Consider the following 19571-nt stretch of genomic DNA (forward strand, 5'->3'; position numbering starts at 1 on the left):
GGCCCTAGGCCCCTGCCGCCGCCCAATCCCGGGCGTCCGTGGTCACGGGCGGCTTGGAGCGAAGGATAGGCCGCTGGGTGTCCAGCAATCCGGCCAGTAGGCTTCGGGCTCGGAAGACCCTGCTCTTGATGGTCCCCACGCTGCAGTCGGCCGCCAAGGCTGCTTCCTCGTAGGACAGGTCGTGGACCACGACGAGGAGAAGGGCTTCGCGGTAATAGGATGGCAAGGCCTCGAGCGCCTTGAGAAGATCACGATGCCGCGCCCGCCATTCCTGGTCGGCCTCATGACGAGGCTCGTCGCCCTCGACCTCCAGCGACACTTCGCGCCGCCGCTTGCGGATCAGGGACAAGAACGTGTTGCGGATGATCATGTAGAGCCAGGCCTTCATGTTCGTGCCCGGCGTGTACTGATCGCGAAAGCGGCAGGCCCGAAGGAGGCTGTCTTGCAGCACGTCCTCGGCGTCGGCGACTGACTTGGCCAGGCCGATCGCGAACGCGCGGGCGGCGGGCAGAAGGCTTTCGAGCTCTGCGAGAAACGGATCTGACGGCTTACCCATGTGCCGCAAAAGCCCCCGCTTCAGCGATCGTTCCTATGTGCGCAAGCCGACGCTGGGGCCCGGGCCAAGGCGTGTACGGCAAGGCTTCGCGCGGGGCGCAGCTCAGGCTCCTGTCTGGTGATCGGGGGCGGCGACCGGCTTGGACTCTGGCGAATTCTTGTGACGCAGGAAGATTGAGAAGACCACGAGGGCGGCCGTGGAGAGGAACTCGCTTTGCCAGTTCTGAAAGGACTCAAACCACAGCTGCGCATCGCCAAGATAGGCTACCGCGCCTGTGACGGGCTGACCGTGCAGCAGGGCTTCCTGCGCCGCCGCCCTGGCGCTGAAAAGCCAATGCAGGATGAACGAGGCGACGAACAACGCCGCCAGCACGAGACCCAGCGAGTGGCTGTAGAGCCAGCCGGCGACGCCGGCTGCTCGGGCAAGACGGGGCGCTTGGACATCATCGCTGGGCAGCGTGTCGCGCGGCGGATCATCGGGGGCGCGCGACTCCGCCGAGCCTCGCTGAATCAGCATTGCGGTGAGCACCACATAGACGCTCATCTGCAGGAACTCGCTCTCCCAGTTTTCGAAGACCGTAGAGAGAAATTCCGGATCGCCGGCATAGGCCAACAATCCGATCATCGGCTGGCCGTGGCGCTGCAATTCCTCCACCGCTGCACGCCAGCCGAAGACCCAGTGGCCCAACAGACTGATGGCGAACAGCGCGATAAGCGCCAAGGTCAGTCCGTTATCGGCGATCCGCCGCTTGAAGCTCGCCGCGGGGGAGACGTTACTCATCGGGCGTATGGGCGCCGCGGCGGTCGGCCGGCGCCGGCTCGATCCCAGCGGCGCGATCAAGCCGCGCGGCCGCTTCGTCATGCGCCTTTCGGGTGACCGCACCTTGCTCCTTTGCGTAGTCGTGCAGTTCGACCTTGCCCCCACCCAAGGGCGTCGTCGGGGGCGGGCCGGCGGGCTTGTGGAACTTAAGATCTTCGTTGGCCATGAGCTTGCTCCCAGTGTGGGGAATGAACGTAGGCTGGCGAGGCGCTGTTCCTGTTCTCAGGAACATCTGAACGCCCAAGCCGTAGCTGCAGCGGGTTTGGTCGGCGCGGCGCCTGTGAGCGCCGGCCAGCTGCTTTCGGCTGCCGGGTCGAATGAGCCTTCGAGCGAAGGCGTCGGACCGCAGGTTCGCGCCACCCCGCTTGGGACGTGGGGCGGCGCGGGCGGCGGTCAGCCCAGAGGTTTTTGATAGATGTCGGCTTGGTCGTCCGCCGCCTGCAGCAGACGCCGTCCGACGGCGGCGGCGGCCTCTTGCGGCAGCACGGCGATCACGCCATCGGGCCCCAAAAGAGCGACCCCTTCGTCGACGACCTTAACCTCGAGCCTTGAATCAGCGGCGGCGGCTGAACTTGCAAGCATGACAGTCTCCTTCGATAGGGTGGCGGGCGGCGTGAACCTCATGCCGCCGTGGGGGCCTCAACGATCTCCGCGATCTTGGCGCTGACCTGTGCGGCCAGTTCCTCAGCTTCAGGGTCGTCAATGCCTTCGTAGCGTACGGGCTCCCCCAGAAAGCTGCGGGCTTCATCATCACGGGCGGCCAGGACCGCAAGACGGCGCACGACCTCTTTGACGGCGTTGACCTCGGCCACGAGGCTTGGAGTGGCGGCGATCAGGGCGTCGATGTCTTCTTCGCGTTCGGCGTTGCTCATGATGAGCCTCCATAAGTTGTACTCGGGGCCGACAACGACGATGCGGGCCGCCTTGCTCCTAAAGCCAAGCTGGCTGAGTGACTTTTTTGAGTTCGACGAGGATCGCCACGACCGCCGCGACCGCCGCCGGGAACTGTCTCGCCTCGCCGCGACTTGGCGTTAGGCAAGGAGGACGACATGTCAGATGACAAGATGAAAGTCGGCGAGCCCGACCGCAGCCTGATCGCCCTGGGCGAAGATCATGAGGTCCGCTACTGGACCGGCGCCTTGAGCGTGTCCGAGGACCGCCTGCGCGCGGCCGTCCAAAAGGTCGGGCCCAGCGTCGAGAAAGTTCGCCAGGAGCTTGGCCAATGATCTTGCGCCTTCCCGCGGTCGCCACCATCGCGGCCCTCTCCGTCGCCGCCTGTTCGGAAAAGACCCCTCCCGCCACACCCGAAAGCCAGTCTGACGCCGCTTCGGCCTCGGCCCCGGCCGGAACAGCCAGGCAGGTCACGCCGGACGGCGCGCCCGCCACGGCGGCTGATACAGCCATGCAGCAACCGACCTCTGACACCCAAGGTCACAACAACGATGGGCAGGCGCCGCAACAGCCGCGCTGACCATGGTTCAGACCACCCCGGATGGCCGCTACATCATCGTGCGGGGCCGTCTGTGGCGCGCTGCAAATCCATACCTTGCGCCCAGCGACAGAGAGCGCCTCGTCAACGAACTGATGGCCGCACGCCGGGCGGTCTTGGCGGCAAAGAGGGCCGGCGACGTGGACGGCCTGCGTCACGCAAGAGCCGCTGTGGACTTGGCCAAGCATGGGCTTGGCGAGAGGGGCCCCGTTTGGTGGACGGATGGAGCGCCTGACCTCAACCGCCGCTTGGTGCGCAACACGCCCTACGCCGCCAATGACTGACGACCGGCTCGTCCTTCAAACGGGACATTTTCCAAGCGGTCGCGCGACCCGCGTGAACGCCCTTGCGTGGAGGCCAGTCCCCCCGTGGACGGCTTGCGCCAGGGCCTGACACCTTGTCGAAGGTCGCCTCGGCTGATCGCGCGGACGATTTTCGACAACACGCGGAACAAGGTGCGCCTGGCGAACGTCATCACCAACAGCATCTGGAGATGAGGCATGTTGAATTTGACGTGGGAAATGGCGTTTCCGATTGGGGTCATATTGCTCGGCCTGGCGCTCGCCTACGGCCTTTTGCGGTACAAGACCCGCAACAAGGCCAACGACAACATCACCGAGGAGGCCACGCGCGAGGAGTACTCACACCCCGCGACCTATGATGAACGCGAAGGCCAACTGCGCGATCGACTTCAATAAATTCATGGACCCTGACCAGCGGCTTGCCGATCGTCGTGGTTCCAAGCTCGATTGCGGGTTGCAGTGGGGCCCGCCGTGGCCCGGCACCGGTCGCCAGCGCAAGGAAGCTGTCCGCCATCGCGCGCGGGGCTGCAAGGGACGGCCTTCTTGGTGGGATGCGCAACGGCGATGCCCAGCGCGCGTTTCAGACGACCCACAGGCGAGGTCGTCATGGCGCAAGTTCACCATCGGACCATCGACATCGACGGGGTCGCCGTCTTCTATCGTGAGGCGGGGCCCAAGGACGCTCCGGTGCTTCTGGCGCCCCACGGCTATCCTTGTTCCTCATATGAGTTTCGCAACCTCGCCGCGCGGTTGGGGGACCGGTTCAGGGTTCTGGCGCCCGATTTCCCGGGATGCGGTCACAGCGCCACGCCACTGGAGTTCGCTTACGGCTTCGATGGCTTCGCAGCATTCCTGGATCGGTTCGCGCGCACCGTGGAGGCTGAACGCTTCGCGCTTTACCTTCACGATTTCGGCTCGCAGATCGGGCTTCGACTGGCCATCGCGCATCCCGACAAAATCACCGGCTTGATCATCCAAAATGGGGACATCTACGAGGACGCGCTGGGTCCGGGATATGATCCCCTCAAGGCCTACTGGGACAACCCGACGACGCAGGCCAAGGCCAAGCTAGGCGACGCCATCAATGAGGCGGGGTATCGCCACGAGTTCCTGAACGGCAGCCAGGCGGTCGCAGATCGGCTATCTCCCGATCTTTGGAAGCTCCACTGGGCCCTCACCACGCCGCAGCGCGCGTCAATCCATCTGGAAGTCATCGCCGGCCTTCGCGAAAACCGAGACTGGTTCGAGCGCTACCAGGCTTATCTGCGCGACCATCAGCCTGCCGCCCTTATCCTCTGGGGGCCCAATGACAGCTACATGCCGGCCGCTGCTGGCCGGGCCTACCTTCGCGACTTGCCCGACGCACACCTGCATATGTTCGATGACGGCGGGCACTGGCTTTTGGAAACACATCTCGATGCGGTCGAGCCCCTGATCCGCGAGTTCATGGAAGGCCTCCAGCCCTAGGCCCCAAATGACCGGCGGCCGCATTCGCGTGTGGCCTGGACGCTTGGCCTGCTTCGTAAGTTTATGTGTCTGCACGGCGGGGGGAGGAACCGTCCGCGGTCCGCCCTGTTGTGTCGCGACACAAAGGGAGGCGGACATGCCCAACAACGACACTCTGCGGGGCGACCGCGGCGCCGGCGGCGAGACTCACCAGACGACCGGCCCGATCAGCGACGATCGGCTGACGACCAACCAGGGCGTGCCGGTCTTTGACAATCAAAACCAGCTGAAGGCTGGCCCCCGTGGTCCGGTGCTGCTGGAGGATTTCGTCCTTCGCGAGAAGCTCTTCCATTTCGATCACGAGCGGATTCCCGAGCGCATCGTCCACGCGCGGGGTTCGGCCGCCCACGGCTACTTCGAACTCTATGAGTCGCTGGCGGACATCACCCGGGCCGACCTGTTCCAGCGGGCCGGCGAGAAGACCCCGGTGTTCGCCCGGTTCTCGACCGTGGCTGGCGGCGCAGGCTCCATCGACACGCCACGTGACGTCCGCGGCTTTGCAGTGAAATTCTACACCCAGGAGGGCAACTGGGATCTCGTCGGCAACAACGTGCCGGTGTTCTTCATCCAGGACGCCATGAAGTTCCCCGACCTGGTCCACTCTGTGAAGATGGAGGCCGACCGCGGCTATCCGCAGGCCGCCAGCGCCCACGACACCTTCTGGGACTTCATCAGCCTGATGCCGGAATCCACCCACATGATCATGTGGAAGATGTCCGACCGCACCTTGCCGCGCTCCTTGCGCACCATGGAGGGCTTTGGGGTCCACACCTTCCGCTTCATCAACGCCGAGGAAAAGGTCACCTTCGTCAAGTTTCACTGGAAGCCCAAGCAAGGCCTGCAGTCGACGGTGTGGGACGAGGCGGTCAAGATCGCCGGGGCGGACCCCGACTTCCACCGCCGCGACCTCTTCGAGGCGATCGAGCGCGGCGCCTTTCCCGAGTGGGAGCTGGGCGTCCAGACCTTCGACCAGGCCTTCGCCGACGCCCTGCCCTATGACGTGCTCGACGCCACCAAGATCATTCCCGAAGAAGTGCTTCCCGTGCGTCTGATCGGGCGGATGGTGCTGGACCGCTGGCCCGATAACTTCTTCGCCGAGACCGAGCAGGTCGCCTACTGCCCGGCCAATATCGTGCCCGGCATCGACTTCAGCGACGATCCGCTGCTGCAGGGGCGACTGTTCAGCTATCTGGACACCCAAAAAAGCCGCCTTGGCACGACCAACTTCCACCAGATTCCGGTCAACGCTCCTAAGTGCCCGGTGATGAACTTCCAGCGTGACGGGATGATGCAGATGGGCCGCCCCAAGGGCCGGGCCAACTACGAGCCCAACAGCCTGGGCGAGGCGGGCGAGCCCACAGGCCCACGCGAATGTCCGATAACCGGGTTTAGGACGGCCCCCGCCTCCGACCACGGTGAGAAGCTGCGCCTGCGCCCTGAAAGCTTCGCCGATCACTACAGCCAAGCGCGCCTGTTCTACCGATCCATGGATCCGTTCGAACAGGCCCACCTCGCCTCTGGCCTGGTCTTCGAACTCTCCAAGGTCGGCATAGAGGCGATCCGCACGCGGATGCTGTCCAACCTGCTGAACGTAGACGAGGCCTTGGCGAAGCGGGTGGCCGACGGCCTCAACATGCCGCTGCCCCAGGCCGCTCCCACCGCCGCCCCGGTGCAGGATCTTGAGCCGTCGCCTGCTCTTCGCATCATCAACGGCCCGCGCATGGCCGACACGCTTCAGGGCCGCTCGGTCGGCGTGCTGATCGCTGACGGGACCGATGCTGGCGTGCTCGACGCCTTGCTCGCCCAGATCAAGGAAGCCGGCGCGCGAGCGGTGCTCATCGCCCCCAAGATCGGCGGCGCCAAACTGTCGGACGGCAAGCTTCGTCCCGTCGACGGCCAACTGGCGGGCACGCCGTCGGTGCTGGTGGATGCCGCAGCCATCGTGCTCTCACAGGAGGGCTGCGCGGCCCTGCTCAAGGAGGCCGCCGCGGTGCAGTTCGTCATGGACGCCTTTGGGCACCTCAAGGCCATCGGCGCCAGCGATGAGGCCCAGCCCCTGCTCGACAAGGCGGGCGTGGAAGCAGACGAAGGGGTCTGTGGTCTGGACGAGGCCTTCATCCAGGCGGCCGCCAAACGCTTCTTCGCGCGCGAGCCGAAAGTTCGCACCCTGGCCTGAGCCTCCGCGAGGGGGGGCTGGCTGCGAGCCAGCTCCCCTGACTTCAATACAGGCACAGCGCGCCATGTTCTCGTTCGCTTACATTCCCCAATGTAAGCGAACGAGAACATTGATGATCGACGCCCAGACCTTCATCCTGGCCATCTCGATCAACTGGCCATCGCCGGCACAGACGCCCACGCCAAGAGCTACGCGCTGCTCGCCGGGGGCGGGCAGGCGCGTCTGGCGCCGCTTCAAGATGTTGCCATCGCCCTGCCCTATGGCGCCTTCAATTTCAGCGGCTCAGGCTCGCCATGACGCTTAGCGGCAAGTACGCGCTACGCGATATCGCGCCAGATAGAGAAATTGGCGCGAGCGCGCCATCAGGATGCTGCAGACCTCGTCAAGGAGGCCGCACGCATGGCTAAGCGATGCTTCAAAAGAAGTCGCCGCAGAACTGGTTGCGGCGAGCCTCGACCATCCGCTGACCCCCAGATTCGCCTCGCGGATCACTCACCGCGCCGAATGGTGAGCCACTGAACTGCGAGGCTGGAGCGCCTCTCCGGACGAGGTCCACGAGCGCACCCGGACCGAGCGCCAACCTTGACCTTCGCCGAACGGGCCAGTCCTGTCGGCGCTTGGCAACCGCGGGCGCACACGGCAATGCGCCTGCCCGCGCGGGGAGCCGCGGACAGGCGCCTTTCCGGGAGGCTTCACGATCCCGGAAATGATCGGCCCCTCAGGCCCGGATCACCGACTAGAACTCCCGGCGCGCCGGGTAGGTCGGATCGTTGTCGACGCGACGGCCGGCGTCATCGACGGCGCCGTCGTCGCCGGCGCCCGTGGCGAAGGAGCGATCCTCGCCGTAGAGGCCGCGCTCGCGGCGCACGTCATCGACGCTGTAGGGGGCCGCGGCTGGATCAAAGCCAGTCCAGCCCGTTTCGCGATAGGCGCCGCCGCGCACTGCGGCGTCCACGCCGCGGCGTCCATTGAGAACGCTCTCGACGGTGGCGATTTCGTCGTCCTTGGCCTTGACGCTGATCAGCGTGCCGCCGCGGCGGACACCCTCGGCATAGACATTGGCTTCTTCATCGCTGTGGCCGGCTTCCTTGAGCGCGCCCAGCAGACCGCCTGCCGCGCCGCCAGCCGCCGCGCCGACCACGGCCCCGACAGCGGTCGCCGCCAGCCAGCCGGCGGCCACGACCGGGCCCAGGCCCGGAATGGCCAGCATGCCAAGACCGGCAAGCAGGCCAGCCCCGCCGCCGACCACGCCGCCGGTCGCGGCGCCCTTGCCGGCGCCGTCGGCCACGTCGTTCTCGCCGTCGCCGTTGCGATCGCCCAGGGGGCCGGCGTCAGCCGCTCGCGAGGCGTGCTTGTGGCCATCGTGCCAGTTGTCGGCGTTATTGGAAACGATGCTGATGCGGTTCTTGTCGACGCCGCGCGCCTCCAGATCGGAGACGGCGTCGAGGGCTTGCAGATGGCTGTCGAACAGCCGCGTGATCGTCCTGCTCATGGCGAGGTCCTTAGGTCAAAATGGATGGGGAACATCAGCGCGCGGTGACCGCGCCCTTGTAGTCGATCGAGACATTGACCGACTTGCCGTCCTTGACGGCGGCGGCCTGCCAAAGCCCGTTCTCGTTCTGGTTCAGGACGCTGATGTCGGTGTAGCCAGCCTTCTCCAAGGCCGCTCGCGCCTGGTCGGCGGTGTAGGAATTGGCTCCCGGCGTGGGGCCGGCTTCGCCGCTGTTAGGCGTGGTGTCCACCGCTTCGTTGCGCGGCTCTTGCGACGCGGACACTGCCGGGCCGTCGACGTTTTCGGTCTCAGTCTTTTGGCCGCACGCGGCCAACATCAGGGCCGCCAGCGCAACGCCCATTATCGGTTTCAGCATGTTGATCTCCCTGCCAGTGGGAGCTCAAAGCCTCCGGGAAGGCCAACAGTTCCTAAGGCCAAGCCTGGCTCGCGCCTTGGTGTGGACGCTGCATCGGCTGACGCATGCGCGTAATCTTGAACACGACCGCCAAGATGGCTCGACTGTGAGCCGCCTCGCCAACGGGCGAGGCCGGTGCGGACGCAATCGTGACTTGAGGAACTGATCTCGGCGCGGGGAGGAACGCGCCAAGTTGGCCTAGCAGGGGCCGTCCGCCCCTAACGGCCCCGAGCGATTGGCACGACGGCAAGCAGCCTCTCGATCTCGGCCGAAAGGTCGTCGGCTATTGGCAAATGCGTATGCTCGGCGTTCCATATCTCATGAAAGCGGTCGACTGCTTCAACGGCCTCGCTTCGCGCTAGGGTCTCGGGCAGTCCCGCCCGAGCGGCCATGTAGACGACTTCATCGAGGCTAAACTCGTCCATTCGCCTGGTGCGCGCGAATTTGAGGCCCGCGTTCTCATCGGGGATGTAGACGGTTGTCGATAGGAAGTCGTAGCCGGGGGACAGCTCGGGTGTCCGGCCGTCACGGTATATCAGCGACCAATTCTTCAAGTGCATGTCGGCGTTGCCGATGAGTGTGTTGAACACCAGGCGCCGGATGAATTCGCGAGCGCCATCTTCACCCGCTTCCCGCCAAACAACCTTTGCAAGGTGGCGATAGGAGCCCTTGTCGTACTTCTCGGCGGGATAGACCCCGAACACCTGAGCAAAGTCCTCGATGTGTATGCGGCCGCCATCTTCAGCGCGATCGAACCGACGGACCGCAAAAGCGTCTTCCTCGATCTTGCCAATTCCCTCCGGGAGGCCATGAATCTTGTCGAGCGGCACTAGTTCCACGTCCGGAATATCCATACCCATCGTCCGGGCGAGGCTCATCATCGAGTACTCGTTGGCCGCCATGCCGCGGAAGCGGAGAGACGGCAACTTGATGATCCAGTCCCCGGCCTGGCCGCTCGCGGGGATGGTCACCCCCCCTCGCGCCTTCTCGACCGCCGAGAACTTCAACTGCACGCCGGCGAGGGAGAACCTAAGCGCGCCCTGGCGCGCGGCGCTCTCGTCGGGATCATCGTGGTGATGTTCATTAAACGCATCGCGTCCGATTGGGCGAACCGAGACCGCGCCGGGAAGGTCAGGACCAAGCGCCTCAAGCAAAAGGTACTCGCGCATCGGCTTGATGCCGGCGCGCTTTGCCAGATACCCCCGCAGTGCGCCTTCGGGCAGAAGGTTGGAGAAAAACGGCGTCAATTGCGTCTGCGTCGGCCGATGATCGCGAAGCAGTCCGCCGCGCTCGCCCTTGAATGAAAGGCTGAGCGTCGGGCGGTCGGGATCGTCGGCGTAGTCATCGTCGAATGCAAAGATCGATTGGTCGCCGCCCAAGGCGGTGATCAGTCCGATCCGTCGGTCATGAAGGAGAACTTCGAGCGCGTCTGCGGACATGGTCAGTCCTCGTCATCCAGGCTGTACGCCGGACGCTCAGAATGAGGCAGGTGCGCCGCAGTGTTTCTGAGCGTCTTCAACCACGCGGCTGCCTTTCCAAAGGCCCTCGTCTGGCCGGGGCGCTCCGCCGGCGCAGACTGGAGGAACCGCTCGAGGTCGATTTGCAGGCGCTTCAGGTCAGCGGTCATGAATGGCCCACTCAGATGGCTGGTGAGAGGCTCCAGTTCCTGAAGGCTGGATGCGATGGACGCGATGTCTTCACGCCCCGGTGCGGACGTTTGCGCCTCTTCGGCAAGGCGGCGCAGGTTGGCGAGTAAGGTCCTGTAGCTTCGCTCCCGGGTCTGCTCTTCGGTGGACCGGACAGCCGCCCCCACGGCGGTTAGCGCCGATCTGGGCACCAGGTGCAGGTCGAGATCGAGCGAGCGCGCCAATTCCAGAAGTGTCGAAAGCTGCAGATCCACCTCTCCGTTTTCAATCCGGGAGATTTGCGCCTGAGTCAGGTGGGTACGCGCGCTGAGGTCACGCTGACTCCAGCCTTTGGACTGTCGTTCTCGACGTATCGCTCCCGTCAGCGGCTCGAAGCTGTAACGTTTTGATTTCTTACTTTGCATCACAGATGGTGCTTGATACGACATTATGCATCTTATTCGACCGAAACTGCAACCGACAATGTCGTATTCTATATCATTAAACGAGATTGATACATCATATTATATTATCGTGTGTGGCAAAGTCTTTGAGGCTAAGGCCCCGCCTTCTGGTGGACGAAGTTCAAGCCATTTCCCGTGAGGTTCTGGTTAGGGTCCGCGCCGAACGACCCGCAGAGTTGTGGAGCTGGCGCCTGGTCAGCGCAAACCGAACCAGCACAGCCTCGTTTTGGCCTGTGATCTTGACCTTTGCCCGACTTGCCCGTCCTGTCGGCGCCTCGCCATCCCGCGCCCAGGAGCTTTCACATGATCGATCGTCGTCGCCTTCTCGCTTCCGCCGGCGCAGCCCTGGCCGCCTCGGGCGCGCCGAGCATTGGTCGCGCGGCTCCGGCGGGCGCGGCGCAGGCCAAGGCGTCGCTCGCCGCCTTCATGGACCGCACTTTCGAGGCGACGCTCGATCAGTCGCCCGAGCTGGCGACCAGCTTCGGGCTCGACAAGGGCGCGCGGGCCGCGGCCAAGTCAAAGCTGACGGTTCCGACCCTGGTCGAGGAGGAGGCCAATCGCGCCTTCAACCGCCGCACTCGCGCCGAGCTTGGCAAGCTGGACCGCGCAACGATGGATACCCAGGACGGCATCTATTACGACACCATCGCCGCCAACCTGGATGCGGTGATCGCCACCTACGACATCCCCTATGGTCAGGGCGGCTGGCCGCAGATCTATCGCGTGAACCAGGGAGGCGGCGCCTACGTCAACACCGCCGACTTCCTCGACAACCAGCACACCATCGAGACCGCCGCCGACGCCGAGGCCTATGTGTCCCGCGTCAACGCCTTCGCCGATGTCCTCGCCGCCGAGACCGACCGGATGCTGGAGGATTTCAAGCGCGGGGTCGTGCCGCCCGACTTCATCCTGGCCAAGACCATCGCCCAGCAGGAAGGCATGCTGGCCACGCCCGCGGCGCAGTCGACCCTGGTGCGCTCCGTCGCCCGCCGCACGGGTGAGAAGAAGATCGCCGGCGATTGGGCGGCTCGCGTCCAGGCCATTGTCGACAAGCGCGTGAACCCGGCGCTCAAGCGCCAGAACGACGCGCTCAAGGCTGCCCTGCCCACCGCCGGTCACAACGCCTCGGTCGCCCGCCTGCCGCAGGGCGAGCAGTACTACGCCAACGCCCTGCACTATATCACCACCACCCGCCTGACCGCCGACGAGATCCACCGCATCGGCCTAGAGCAGGTGGCCGACCTGACGGCGCGCTCGGACGCGCTGCTCAAGGCGCAGGGCATGACCCAAGGCACGGTCGCCGAGCGGATCAAGGGCCTCAGCGCCCTGCCCGGCCAGGTCTATCCCAACACCGATGCGGCCAAGGTCGAGCTGATCGCTCAGCTGAACAAGCAGATGGCCGACATGCAGGGCCGCCTGCCCAAGGCCTTCGGCCGACTGCCCAAGTCCATCGTCGAGATCAAGCGCGTGCCGCCGGAGATCCAGGAAGGCGCGTCGCAGGGCTACTACAACTCGCCGAGCCTCGATGGGACGCGGCCGGGCATCTACTGGATCAACCTGACCGACACGGCCAACTGGCCGGTCTACGGCCTGCCCACCCTGACCTATCACGAGGCCTCGCCGGGACATCACCTGCAGATCGCCCTGCAGCAGGAAAGCGCCGCGGCGCCCAAGCTGATGAACACTCTGTTCTTCTCCAGCTATGCAGAGGGCTGGGGCCTCTATGCCGAACAGCTCGCCGACGAGCTGGGCGCCTATGACAGCAATCCGCTTGGCCGCGTCGGCTTCCTGCAGTCGCTGCTGTTCCGCGCCGTTCGCCTGGTGGTCGATACCGGCATCCACTCCAAGGGTTGGAGCCGCGAACAGGCCATCGCCTACATGATCGAACAGACCGGCCGGGCCCAGGGCGCGGCGACGTCGGAGATCGAGCGCTACTGCGCCTGGCCGGGCCAGGCCTGCGCCTACAAGGTCGGCCACAACGAGTGGGTGCGCCTGCGTGAGAAGGCCAAGACGGCGCTCGGCGCGCGCTTCGACATCCGCAGCTTCCACGACACCGCCCTGGCCGGCGGCGGCGTGCCGCTGACGGTGCTGGAGCGCGTGGTCGACAACTGGATCGCGGCTCAGCGGGGGTAGGCGCGCTTCGCGCGCCAGCCCCCGATCCCGACGCCGTCCCTATTCGGGCTTGCGGACGTACCGCTCGATCACCTCATCGAGCGTCACATGTCCAAGGAAGGCCGACGATCCTGAAGCGTCCTTTGGATCGATCTCCAGGGCCGTGGCGAACAGGACGGCCGGGTCCGCCTCCAGGCGACGCCGCAAGGCCGCCAGTCTCGGCCAGCGGTCGGTGTCGGCGACCTGGTGGACATCCAACCAGCGGGCGACGCCGATCAACACCGCGTCGGCCAGGGTCGGATCGGCGCCCAGCAGGAAGGGCGTGTCGCCCAGCATCGCCTCCAACTTGTCGTGACGTTCGAGGACGGCTTGTTGCCCGTAGCGGCGAAGCGCCTCCAGGAAGGCGGCGTCGTCGGTCTTCGTCTCCATGGCCGTCCAGAGCGGGCTGAAGGCGCCGGTGAAGCCCGTGTTCACGAAGCCGAGGAACTGGTGCATGCGGTCGGTGCGCGGGTCGCGCGGATCGAAGCTGATCCGCCGCTCGACATCCCTGGCTTCCAGCCAGGCGGCGATGGCCATGGTTTCGGTCACGACGAGCCCCTCGTCGGTGATCAGGACAGGCGTCTCGATGCGAGCGTTGAGGCGGGCGTAGGACGGCTCGCGCATCTGGCCAAGCATGTCCACACGGCACAGGCGGTAGGGCCGCCCTAGCCATTCGAGGGCCGCGACCAGCCCCATAGAGCTGCCTGCGGGGTAGCCGTAGACGAGGATGGGTTCCATATTGGGGTCTCCACAGAATAGCGCGCTGTTGCGCGAGGCCCCGAGGAAACTAGGCACGGAACGGACCGTGTAAATCACGCACTTTTCTGTAACCAGGCCGGAGCCGCAGCATGAAGACCGTCGTCTCGGAATGCCCCATCGAGGAGGTCATGCGCGTGCTCAGCGGACGCTGGCCGACGCTCCTCATCTACTATCTGAAGGACGGTCCGCGTCGGTTCAGCGACCTGCGGCGCGACAATCCGACGGTCTCCCATCGCATGCTGTCCTTGGAGCTGGGCAGGCTGGCGGCGGCGGGCGTCGTGACACGGACAGATTTCGGCGGCTATCCGCGGCGGGTGGACTACGCCCTGAGCGCCCACGGCGAGGCGTTGGTCCCCTTGATCAACGCCCTGGGAGACTGGTGGGAACAGTGCGCTTCACGTCAGGGCGGCGCGCCTGGACCCCAGCTCGACGCCGCCTAGGCCTGCACCATCCCGCTTCAATCCTGACGGCGCAGTCCGGGTGCTCGCTCCGCACGCTAGGCCAGCTTCTTGTCCAGCCCCTTATCGAGGGCGAAATTGCCTGGCCCATGCGCGGCCAGGAACAGACCGATCATCACCAGGCACGCCGAGGAGAACGAGCCGCGGACGCCCAGGGTGTGATCGACATGACGATCGCCACGACGAAGTTGGCCGCACATAACAGGCCCGCCCAGCGGGTGAACGCGCCCAGGATGAAGGCCAGCCCGCAGGCGAACTGAACCCATACCGACAGCGGCGCCATCAGATGCGGCGCAACGAAACCGTACTTGGCTAGAAAGGTCTCGAAGGTCCGCATATGTTCGGCGCTGGTGATGTTGTCCCAAACGCCCCAGATCAGAAACGAGCCGACCCCAAGGCGCATCGCCAGGAGCGCAGCGTCGCCAAGGCCCTCGAGCGGCTTCAGCATCAGCCATCGGCGCATATGTCCCTCCCCATCCCAAGACTAGGATCAGAGCCCTCAAAATGGATCTGTGTCGAGCAGATCGTCGCCACGCGCGCTGGCGTCGATGTGAACCCAGCGGCCCCCAAGCCATTTTGAAGGCCGTACGCTCCCGTCGCTGAGGGGCGACACAACAACCAAACGACGCCGGGGGGCGATCCAAGGTCAAGGAGATCACACCCATGCATGTCGTCCTAGGCGCCGCCGGAAACGTCGGTTCAAAGGTCGTTGCGGCGCTTCGCCGACGAAACGCCCCCGTCCTGGCCGTCGTCCATTCGGCGAAGAAAGCCGAGACCTTGGCCGAGCCTGGCGTCGAGACGGCCGTGGCCGATGTCCAGGACGTCAAGGCCTTAAGGGCGGTATTGAAGCGCGGACGACGCGCCTTCCTTCTCAACCCGCCGGCGGACCCGAGCAGCGACACAAGCGCGTTTGAGCTGCGGACGGCCCGCGCGATCGCCGATGCTGTCAGCGGGTCGGATCTGGAGAAGGTGGTGGTGGCCTCAACCTACGGCGCACGGGCGCAAGAAGGCGTGGGCGACTTCTCGAGCCTCTACGCTTTCGAGCGCTGGGTTGAAGAAGCCGCCATTCCCACAGCGATCAACCGCGGCGCCTACTACTTCACCAATCTCGACATGCTGGCCCCGGCCGCCGAGCAGGGCTCCTTGCCCACGCTTTTTCCGGCCGACTTCGCGCTGCCCATGGTCTCCCCGACCGATCTTGGCGAGTTGGGGGCCGAGCGGCTGCTCGGCGATACAGGGGATGTAGGGATCGCCTATCTGGAGGGACCAAAGCGCTACAGCTTCTCCGATGTCGCCCGCGCCTTCAGCACCAAGCTTGGCCGCCGCGTGGAGGTCGATACGGTCCCGCGCGAAGGCTGGGAGGATTACTTCCTGAAGGCCGGCTTCTCAAAGGCGGCGGCCGCCTCCTACGCCCGGATGACCGCCGCCACGATCGACGATGAGGTCAGCCCTGGCGATCCGCGGCGGGGCGTGGTGAGCCTGGAGGTTCACATCCAAGCGCTTGGATCGACCTGAGCAAGGAAACGCGGCGGACTCATGCGGGGCGCAACTGCGTTCAAGTCGGCGCCGGCGCGCAAGGCTAGGTTCGCTGCGAGACCTGTCGAAGAACGCAGCGCGCCCTTTTGGCGAGCTTGCGGTCCCGGCTAGCGATTGGGTCTTCTGGCTGAACGCTGTCCGGGACAATCTGCGGCCAGGCGGCTTTACGGCCTCGCCCTGGCGAGCTGACCTGACGTAGCGCTCCCAGCGCGGCGGTCGGCGGCGGCTCACCGGGCGAGATCGTGCGAACGAGGCTGGCGTAGACCGGCGAAGCTTTAAGGAGGGACGTCATGCTGAAAACCTACAGCGGCAGCTGTCACTGCGGCCGGGTCGCGTTCGAGGTCGCGATGGACTTCCAGGGCGCCAGCAAATGCAATTGCCGCTACTGCTGGAAACAGCGCAATTGGAACGTCCAGGTCGATCCGGCGAGCTTCCAGCTCATCAGGGGCGAAGAGCATCTTGGGGACTACGCCCGCAAGGGCGACGGCTTTGAGACGCACCATCGCTTCTGCCGCGAATGCGGGACAGCCACCCACGGTCATGGCTCGATAGACGCCATGGGCGGCGCCTATGCCGGGGTGCGGATCGCCGCCCTGGACGATCTTTCGGTCGAAGAGCTGCTCGCCAAGCCTACGACCTACTGCGATGGCTTGAACGACAACTGGTGGAACAGCCCTGACGAAGTGCGCCATCTATGACGAGCGCTTCTCCTTGCGTGCGCTTCAAGTCCCTGGAGACGTTCGGCGGGGTCGAGCTTGTTCGCGCCTTCTATCCGCAGCGGGCCTTCCCAACCCACACCCACCGGGAGTTCGTCATCGGCGCTGTCACCAGCGGCGCCGAGACCCTGGAGGTGGGCCGCCAAAGGCACATCGCGGTTGCGGGCAGCACGCTTCTGCTTCATCCCGAGCAGGCCCACGCCAACGCCAGCCTCCCGCCCAGCCCCTTGGGCTACAGCGTCTTCTACATCCCCGATGGGGTGATGACGCAGTGGCTGGAAGAGCGACCTGAGTTCGCCAGCGCAGTGAGCGAGGATGGCGCGCTGCACGAGCGCGTGCGCGCGACCCATGCGGTCTTGGAGCGCTCCAGCGATCGGCTTGAGCAGGAAACGGCGTTCGCCGCCCTCATCGAGGCGCTCGGCCGGGCCAGCGCGTCCGCCCAACCGCGTCAGGCGCCGGAGTTGGCCGGGGCCGATATCAGGCGGGTCAAAGACTATATCGACGACAACTACGCCCACGATTTTGGGCTGGAGCAGTTGTCCCAGGTCGCGGGCCTGAGCCGCTTTCATCTCGTCCGGGCTTTCAAGAGGACGATGGGGCTTTCGCCGCTCGCCTATCGAAATCAGCGCCGGATCGACGAGGCCCGCCTCATGCTGCACGGGGGACAGACGATCACTCAAATCGCCCTGGCGTTGGGTTACTGCGATCATGCGCACCTGACCCGGCAGTTCCAGCGGATCGTCGGCGTCAGCCCTTCCCAGTACCGAGCGCAATAACGTTCAAGTCGCGCGGCGACGAGCGACCTACAACGGGGCGATGCAGCCTTCGTCCCTTTTCTTGCCGCTCGCCTGGCTCGCCGCCTTGGTCGCAACACCGAGCCTGGCTTGCGAGCCGGGCCTCTATCGCTACAGCCGCGACCAGTCCTACGCCGCCATCACCAAGCCCGCCGCCGCGCTGCGATACACCCTGGACGATGGGCGACGCGGCGAGGTCGGTGCGGCGGACGCCGTTTTGAACTGTCAGGCGGATCGCATCACCTCGACGCCGCAAGGCGGCACATGGGACCGCGTTCCCCTGACCCTGACGGCGACCCGCTTTGAGAGCCACGGCCAGGCGCTGTCGGGCGTCCTTGTCGAGCCGCCGGGCCTCGACGGCCCCGCTCCCCTGGTCGTCCTGGTCCACGGCTCGGAGCGGACCTCTCCGATGACGGGAGCTTACCCTTATCTTTTGGCTTCCTTCGGCCTTCGGGTTTTCGCCTACGACAAGCGGGGCACGGGGGGCTCTGAAGGCGAGTACACGCAGAACTTCGAGCTGCTGGCCGACGATGCGGCGGCGGCTTTCGCGCAGGCCAGGAAGCTTGCCGCCGGCCGGATCACGCGGGCGGGCTTTTACGGCGGCAGCCAGGGCGGCTGGGTGGCGCCGCTCGCCTCGGTTCGAGCCAAGGCCGATTTCGTGGCCGTCGGCTTTGGCCTGATGATCAGCCCCGCCGAGGAGGACCGCGAGCAGGTGCTCACCGAGCTTAAGGAGCATGGCGCCAGCGCACGGGATCTTGAAGAAGCGCGCGTCGTGACCGACGCCACAGCCAGGCTTGTCGGCTCCCATTTCGAGCAAGGCTACCGAGAGTTGGCGCAGGCCAAGAAGCGCTTTGAAAAGCGCGCGTGGTTCAGCCGGATCCGCGGCGAATATACCGGTGAGATTCTGGCCACGGACGAGGCCGAGCTGCGACGGGTGGGCCGGGCCCTCTTCGACAACCTGGAGCTCATCTGGAACTACGATTCCGTCGCGGTGCTGCGCCAGCTGAAGAGCCCGCTGCTTTGGGTCATCGCCGAGGAGGATCGCGAAGCGCCCCCCGCCATAACCCTGTCGAGGCTCACGGCCTTGCGCGACCAAGGCGCCGCCATCGACGTCTTCAGTTTCCCGAACACCGACCATGGCATGGTGGAGTTCACTCAAGGAAGCGACGGCGGCCGCACCTATGGCCGGATCACCGACGGCTATTTTCGTCTGCTCGCTGACTGGATCCGCGGCGGCGGGTCATCAGACTACGGCCGCGGACGGCGGCGCTGATCAGGCTACGGCTTGAGAGGCTAAGCGCGCGCTGATCCCCGTGCGGCGCTAGGGCGTCGATCCGCCGGCCCGCTTAACGACCGCGGACGGAATGCGGGTAACGCCCGATGCGATCTGTCCGGACACCGCGCCGATCAGCTGGCCAGGCTCGACGGGTCTGGCGACCACCTCCTTCATCCCGGCGGCCCGCCAGCGGGCGCCGCCGGACGTCTGCGGTCAGCCCAGCACGGTCGGATGGGGCTGCGCGGCGTTCGAGTTTCGCCCCTCGCCTCTTGGGTCGGCCCCGCGATCTAGATCGAGCTCGCGCGACCGCGCGCACGGAACCGCAGCATGGGAAACCACCGTGGAAGAGGCGCCCCTGACTCGGCTTTTCTCTCTTGGCGAAAAGATCGAGCGGACATGGCGCGCGCTGCGTCCAGAGGCGACAGTCCTGGCGCCCAGGTTTCCCTGCCGGCGGGCGGGGCCCGCACGCGGCGCCGTCAACGCGCGAGGGATAGGGCTTGCTCGACAAGCCTCGCCGATACAACGATTGGAAGAACAAGCATTTTGGATATCAGCGGGGCCTTAGGTGTTGCAGGGGTCATGTCATTGCGGGCGCACCTCCTGGACGCTTGAAGGCGATCCAGGCTCGATCACCGCCTGCAACTGCACGCTTTGCCGACGCTATGGCGCACTGTGGGCTTATGATTACGAAGGCGGGCGCATCTTCGTCGAGGGTGAGACCTCCAGCTACCGGCGGCCCGGCAAGGCGGATCCCGCCCTTGAGATGCTCTTTTGTTCAACCTGCGCCGGCGTTTTGGCCTGGCGGGGCCTGCGCCTGGAGGCGGACGGCCGACGCAGGATGGCGGTGAATCTGCGACTGACTGAACTTGAAGGCATCGCCCACCTTCAGATCGACCACTTCGACGGCCTCGATACGTTCGACGACCTCCCTCCGCAGGGACGCTGCGTGCGCGATCTTTGGGCGAGACCTAGGCGGTTTGCTTCCCCCACCGGTTCCAGCCGGTTGAAGGCTGCGAGCGACCCCAAGAACGAAAGGG

The 19571-nt window shown here is 65.5% G+C and carries 22 protein-coding genes; 11 read left to right on the forward strand and 11 right to left on the reverse strand.

Annotation, left to right across the window (positions count from 1 at the left end; translation table 11 throughout):
* Positions 1 to 4 precede the first annotated feature (4 nt).
* The 5 genes from ABOZ73_RS07435 to ABOZ73_RS07455 form a co-directional block, all read right to left on the reverse strand.
* Positions 5 to 556: a sigma-70 family RNA polymerase sigma factor gene (locus tag ABOZ73_RS07435; protein WP_369061987.1), complete on the reverse strand. Its 552-nt coding sequence runs from the start codon at positions 554 to 556 to the stop codon at positions 5 to 7.
* Positions 557 to 658: 102 nt separating this feature from the next.
* Positions 659 to 1336, reverse strand: coding sequence for a DUF6766 family protein (locus ABOZ73_RS07440; protein WP_369061989.1), 678 nt, complete (start codon positions 1334 to 1336; stop codon positions 659 to 661).
* Positions 1329 to 1541 carry a hypothetical protein gene (locus ABOZ73_RS07445; RefSeq protein ID WP_369061991.1) on the reverse strand — a complete coding sequence of 71 codons (213 nt, stop codon included), beginning with the start codon at positions 1539 to 1541 and terminating at the stop codon, positions 1329 to 1331. Before ABOZ73_RS07445 ends, ABOZ73_RS07440 begins: the two co-directional genes overlap by 8 nt.
* Positions 1542 to 1768: 227 nt before the next feature.
* On the reverse strand, positions 1769 to 1957 hold the full coding sequence (locus ABOZ73_RS07450) for a hypothetical protein (RefSeq protein ID WP_369061993.1): 189 nt from the start codon (positions 1955 to 1957) through the stop codon (positions 1769 to 1771).
* A gap of 38 nt (positions 1958 to 1995) precedes the next feature.
* Positions 1996 to 2247, reverse strand: coding sequence for a hypothetical protein (locus ABOZ73_RS07455; protein WP_369061995.1), 252 nt, complete (start codon positions 2245 to 2247; stop codon positions 1996 to 1998).
* Between the two features lie 177 nt (positions 2248 to 2424).
* Here ABOZ73_RS07455 and ABOZ73_RS07460 point away from each other — a divergent pair, with 177 nt between their 5' ends.
* The 5 genes from ABOZ73_RS07460 to ABOZ73_RS07480 all read left to right on the forward strand — a co-directional run bounded on the left by ABOZ73_RS07460 (position 2425) and on the right by ABOZ73_RS07480 (position 6848).
* Positions 2425 to 2601: a DUF3606 domain-containing protein gene (locus ABOZ73_RS07460; protein ID WP_369061997.1), complete on the forward strand. Its 177-nt coding sequence runs from the start codon at positions 2425 to 2427 to the stop codon at positions 2599 to 2601.
* Positions 2598 to 2846 carry a hypothetical protein gene (locus ABOZ73_RS07465; RefSeq protein WP_369061999.1) on the forward strand — a complete coding sequence of 83 codons (249 nt, stop codon included), beginning with the start codon at positions 2598 to 2600 and terminating at the stop codon, positions 2844 to 2846. Before ABOZ73_RS07460 ends, ABOZ73_RS07465 begins: the two co-directional genes overlap by 4 nt.
* A gap of 518 nt (positions 2847 to 3364) precedes the next feature.
* Positions 3365 to 3562 (forward strand): hypothetical protein, encoded by a 198-nt coding sequence (locus ABOZ73_RS07470; RefSeq protein WP_369062001.1) that lies wholly within the window; start codon positions 3365 to 3367, stop codon positions 3560 to 3562.
* Between the two features lie 210 nt (positions 3563 to 3772).
* Positions 3773 to 4633 carry an alpha/beta fold hydrolase gene (locus ABOZ73_RS07475; protein WP_369062003.1) on the forward strand — a complete coding sequence of 287 codons (861 nt, stop codon included), beginning with the start codon at positions 3773 to 3775 and terminating at the stop codon, positions 4631 to 4633.
* A 136-nt stretch (positions 4634 to 4769) separates the two neighbouring features.
* Entirely contained in the window at positions 4770 to 6848 is a 2079-nt protein-coding gene (locus ABOZ73_RS07480) for a catalase (RefSeq protein WP_369062005.1), read from the forward strand.
* A gap of 736 nt (positions 6849 to 7584) precedes the next feature.
* Here the strand turns inward: ABOZ73_RS07480 and ABOZ73_RS07485 are convergent.
* The 4 genes from ABOZ73_RS07485 to ABOZ73_RS07500 form a co-directional block, all read right to left on the reverse strand.
* A complete protein-coding gene (locus ABOZ73_RS07485) occupies positions 7585 to 8340 on the reverse strand; it encodes a hypothetical protein (protein ID WP_369062007.1) in 756 nt (251 codons plus the stop codon).
* Positions 8341 to 8374: 34 nt separating this feature from the next.
* A complete protein-coding gene (locus tag ABOZ73_RS07490; protein WP_369062008.1) occupies positions 8375 to 8716 on the reverse strand; it encodes a hypothetical protein in 342 nt (113 codons plus the stop codon).
* 257 nt (positions 8717 to 8973) lie between these two features.
* Positions 8974 to 10194 carry a type II toxin-antitoxin system HipA family toxin gene (locus tag ABOZ73_RS07495; RefSeq protein WP_369062010.1) on the reverse strand — a complete coding sequence of 407 codons (1221 nt, stop codon included), beginning with the start codon at positions 10192 to 10194 and terminating at the stop codon, positions 8974 to 8976.
* 2 nt (positions 10195 to 10196) lie between these two features.
* Positions 10197 to 10829 carry a helix-turn-helix domain-containing protein gene (locus ABOZ73_RS07500; protein WP_369062012.1) on the reverse strand — a complete coding sequence of 211 codons (633 nt, stop codon included), beginning with the start codon at positions 10827 to 10829 and terminating at the stop codon, positions 10197 to 10199.
* A gap of 318 nt (positions 10830 to 11147) precedes the next feature.
* Between ABOZ73_RS07500 and ABOZ73_RS07505 the strand changes: the two genes are divergently transcribed.
* Positions 11148 to 12977: a DUF885 family protein gene (locus ABOZ73_RS07505; protein WP_369062014.1), complete on the forward strand. Its 1830-nt coding sequence runs from the start codon at positions 11148 to 11150 to the stop codon at positions 12975 to 12977.
* 39 nt (positions 12978 to 13016) lie between these two features.
* Here the strand turns inward: ABOZ73_RS07505 and ABOZ73_RS07510 are convergent, their stop codons facing one another.
* The gene (locus ABOZ73_RS07510) at positions 13017 to 13733 is read right to left on the reverse strand and encodes a glutathione S-transferase family protein (protein ID WP_369062016.1); all 717 of its coding nucleotides are present in this window, start codon (positions 13731 to 13733) and stop codon (positions 13017 to 13019) included.
* Positions 13734 to 13843: 110 nt separating this feature from the next.
* Here ABOZ73_RS07510 and ABOZ73_RS07515 point away from each other — a divergent pair, with 110 nt between their 5' ends.
* Positions 13844 to 14194 (forward strand): winged helix-turn-helix transcriptional regulator, encoded by a 351-nt coding sequence (locus ABOZ73_RS07515; RefSeq protein WP_369062018.1) that lies wholly within the window; start codon positions 13844 to 13846, stop codon positions 14192 to 14194.
* Positions 14195 to 14327: 133 nt separating this feature from the next.
* On the opposite strand, the gene ABOZ73_RS07520 is transcribed toward ABOZ73_RS07515, so the two are convergent.
* Positions 14328 to 14675: a DoxX family protein gene (locus tag ABOZ73_RS07520; protein WP_369062020.1), complete on the reverse strand. Its 348-nt coding sequence runs from the start codon at positions 14673 to 14675 to the stop codon at positions 14328 to 14330.
* A gap of 200 nt (positions 14676 to 14875) precedes the next feature.
* Here ABOZ73_RS07520 and ABOZ73_RS07525 point away from each other — a divergent pair, with 200 nt between their 5' ends.
* The 4 genes from ABOZ73_RS07525 to ABOZ73_RS07540 all read left to right on the forward strand — a co-directional run bounded on the left by ABOZ73_RS07525 (position 14876) and on the right by ABOZ73_RS07540 (position 18531).
* On the forward strand, positions 14876 to 15727 hold the full coding sequence (locus tag ABOZ73_RS07525; RefSeq protein ID WP_369062022.1) for an NmrA family NAD(P)-binding protein: 852 nt from the start codon (positions 14876 to 14878) through the stop codon (positions 15725 to 15727).
* 311 nt (positions 15728 to 16038) lie between these two features.
* Positions 16039 to 16446, forward strand: a complete 408-nt coding sequence (locus ABOZ73_RS07530; RefSeq protein ID WP_369062024.1) for a GFA family protein — start codon at positions 16039 to 16041, stop codon at positions 16444 to 16446.
* Positions 16447 to 16463: 17 nt separating this feature from the next.
* A complete protein-coding gene (locus ABOZ73_RS07535) occupies positions 16464 to 17240 on the forward strand; it encodes a helix-turn-helix domain-containing protein (RefSeq protein WP_369062025.1) in 777 nt (258 codons plus the stop codon).
* 85 nt (positions 17241 to 17325) lie between these two features.
* Positions 17326 to 18531 (forward strand): alpha/beta hydrolase family protein, encoded by a 1206-nt coding sequence (locus tag ABOZ73_RS07540; protein ID WP_369062026.1) that lies wholly within the window; start codon positions 17326 to 17328, stop codon positions 18529 to 18531.
* The last annotated feature ends 1040 nt before the right edge of the window (positions 18532 to 19571 follow it).

This window comes from Caulobacter sp. 73W, from assembly GCF_041021955.1.
GTDB lineage: Bacteria > Pseudomonadota > Alphaproteobacteria > Caulobacterales > Caulobacteraceae > Caulobacter.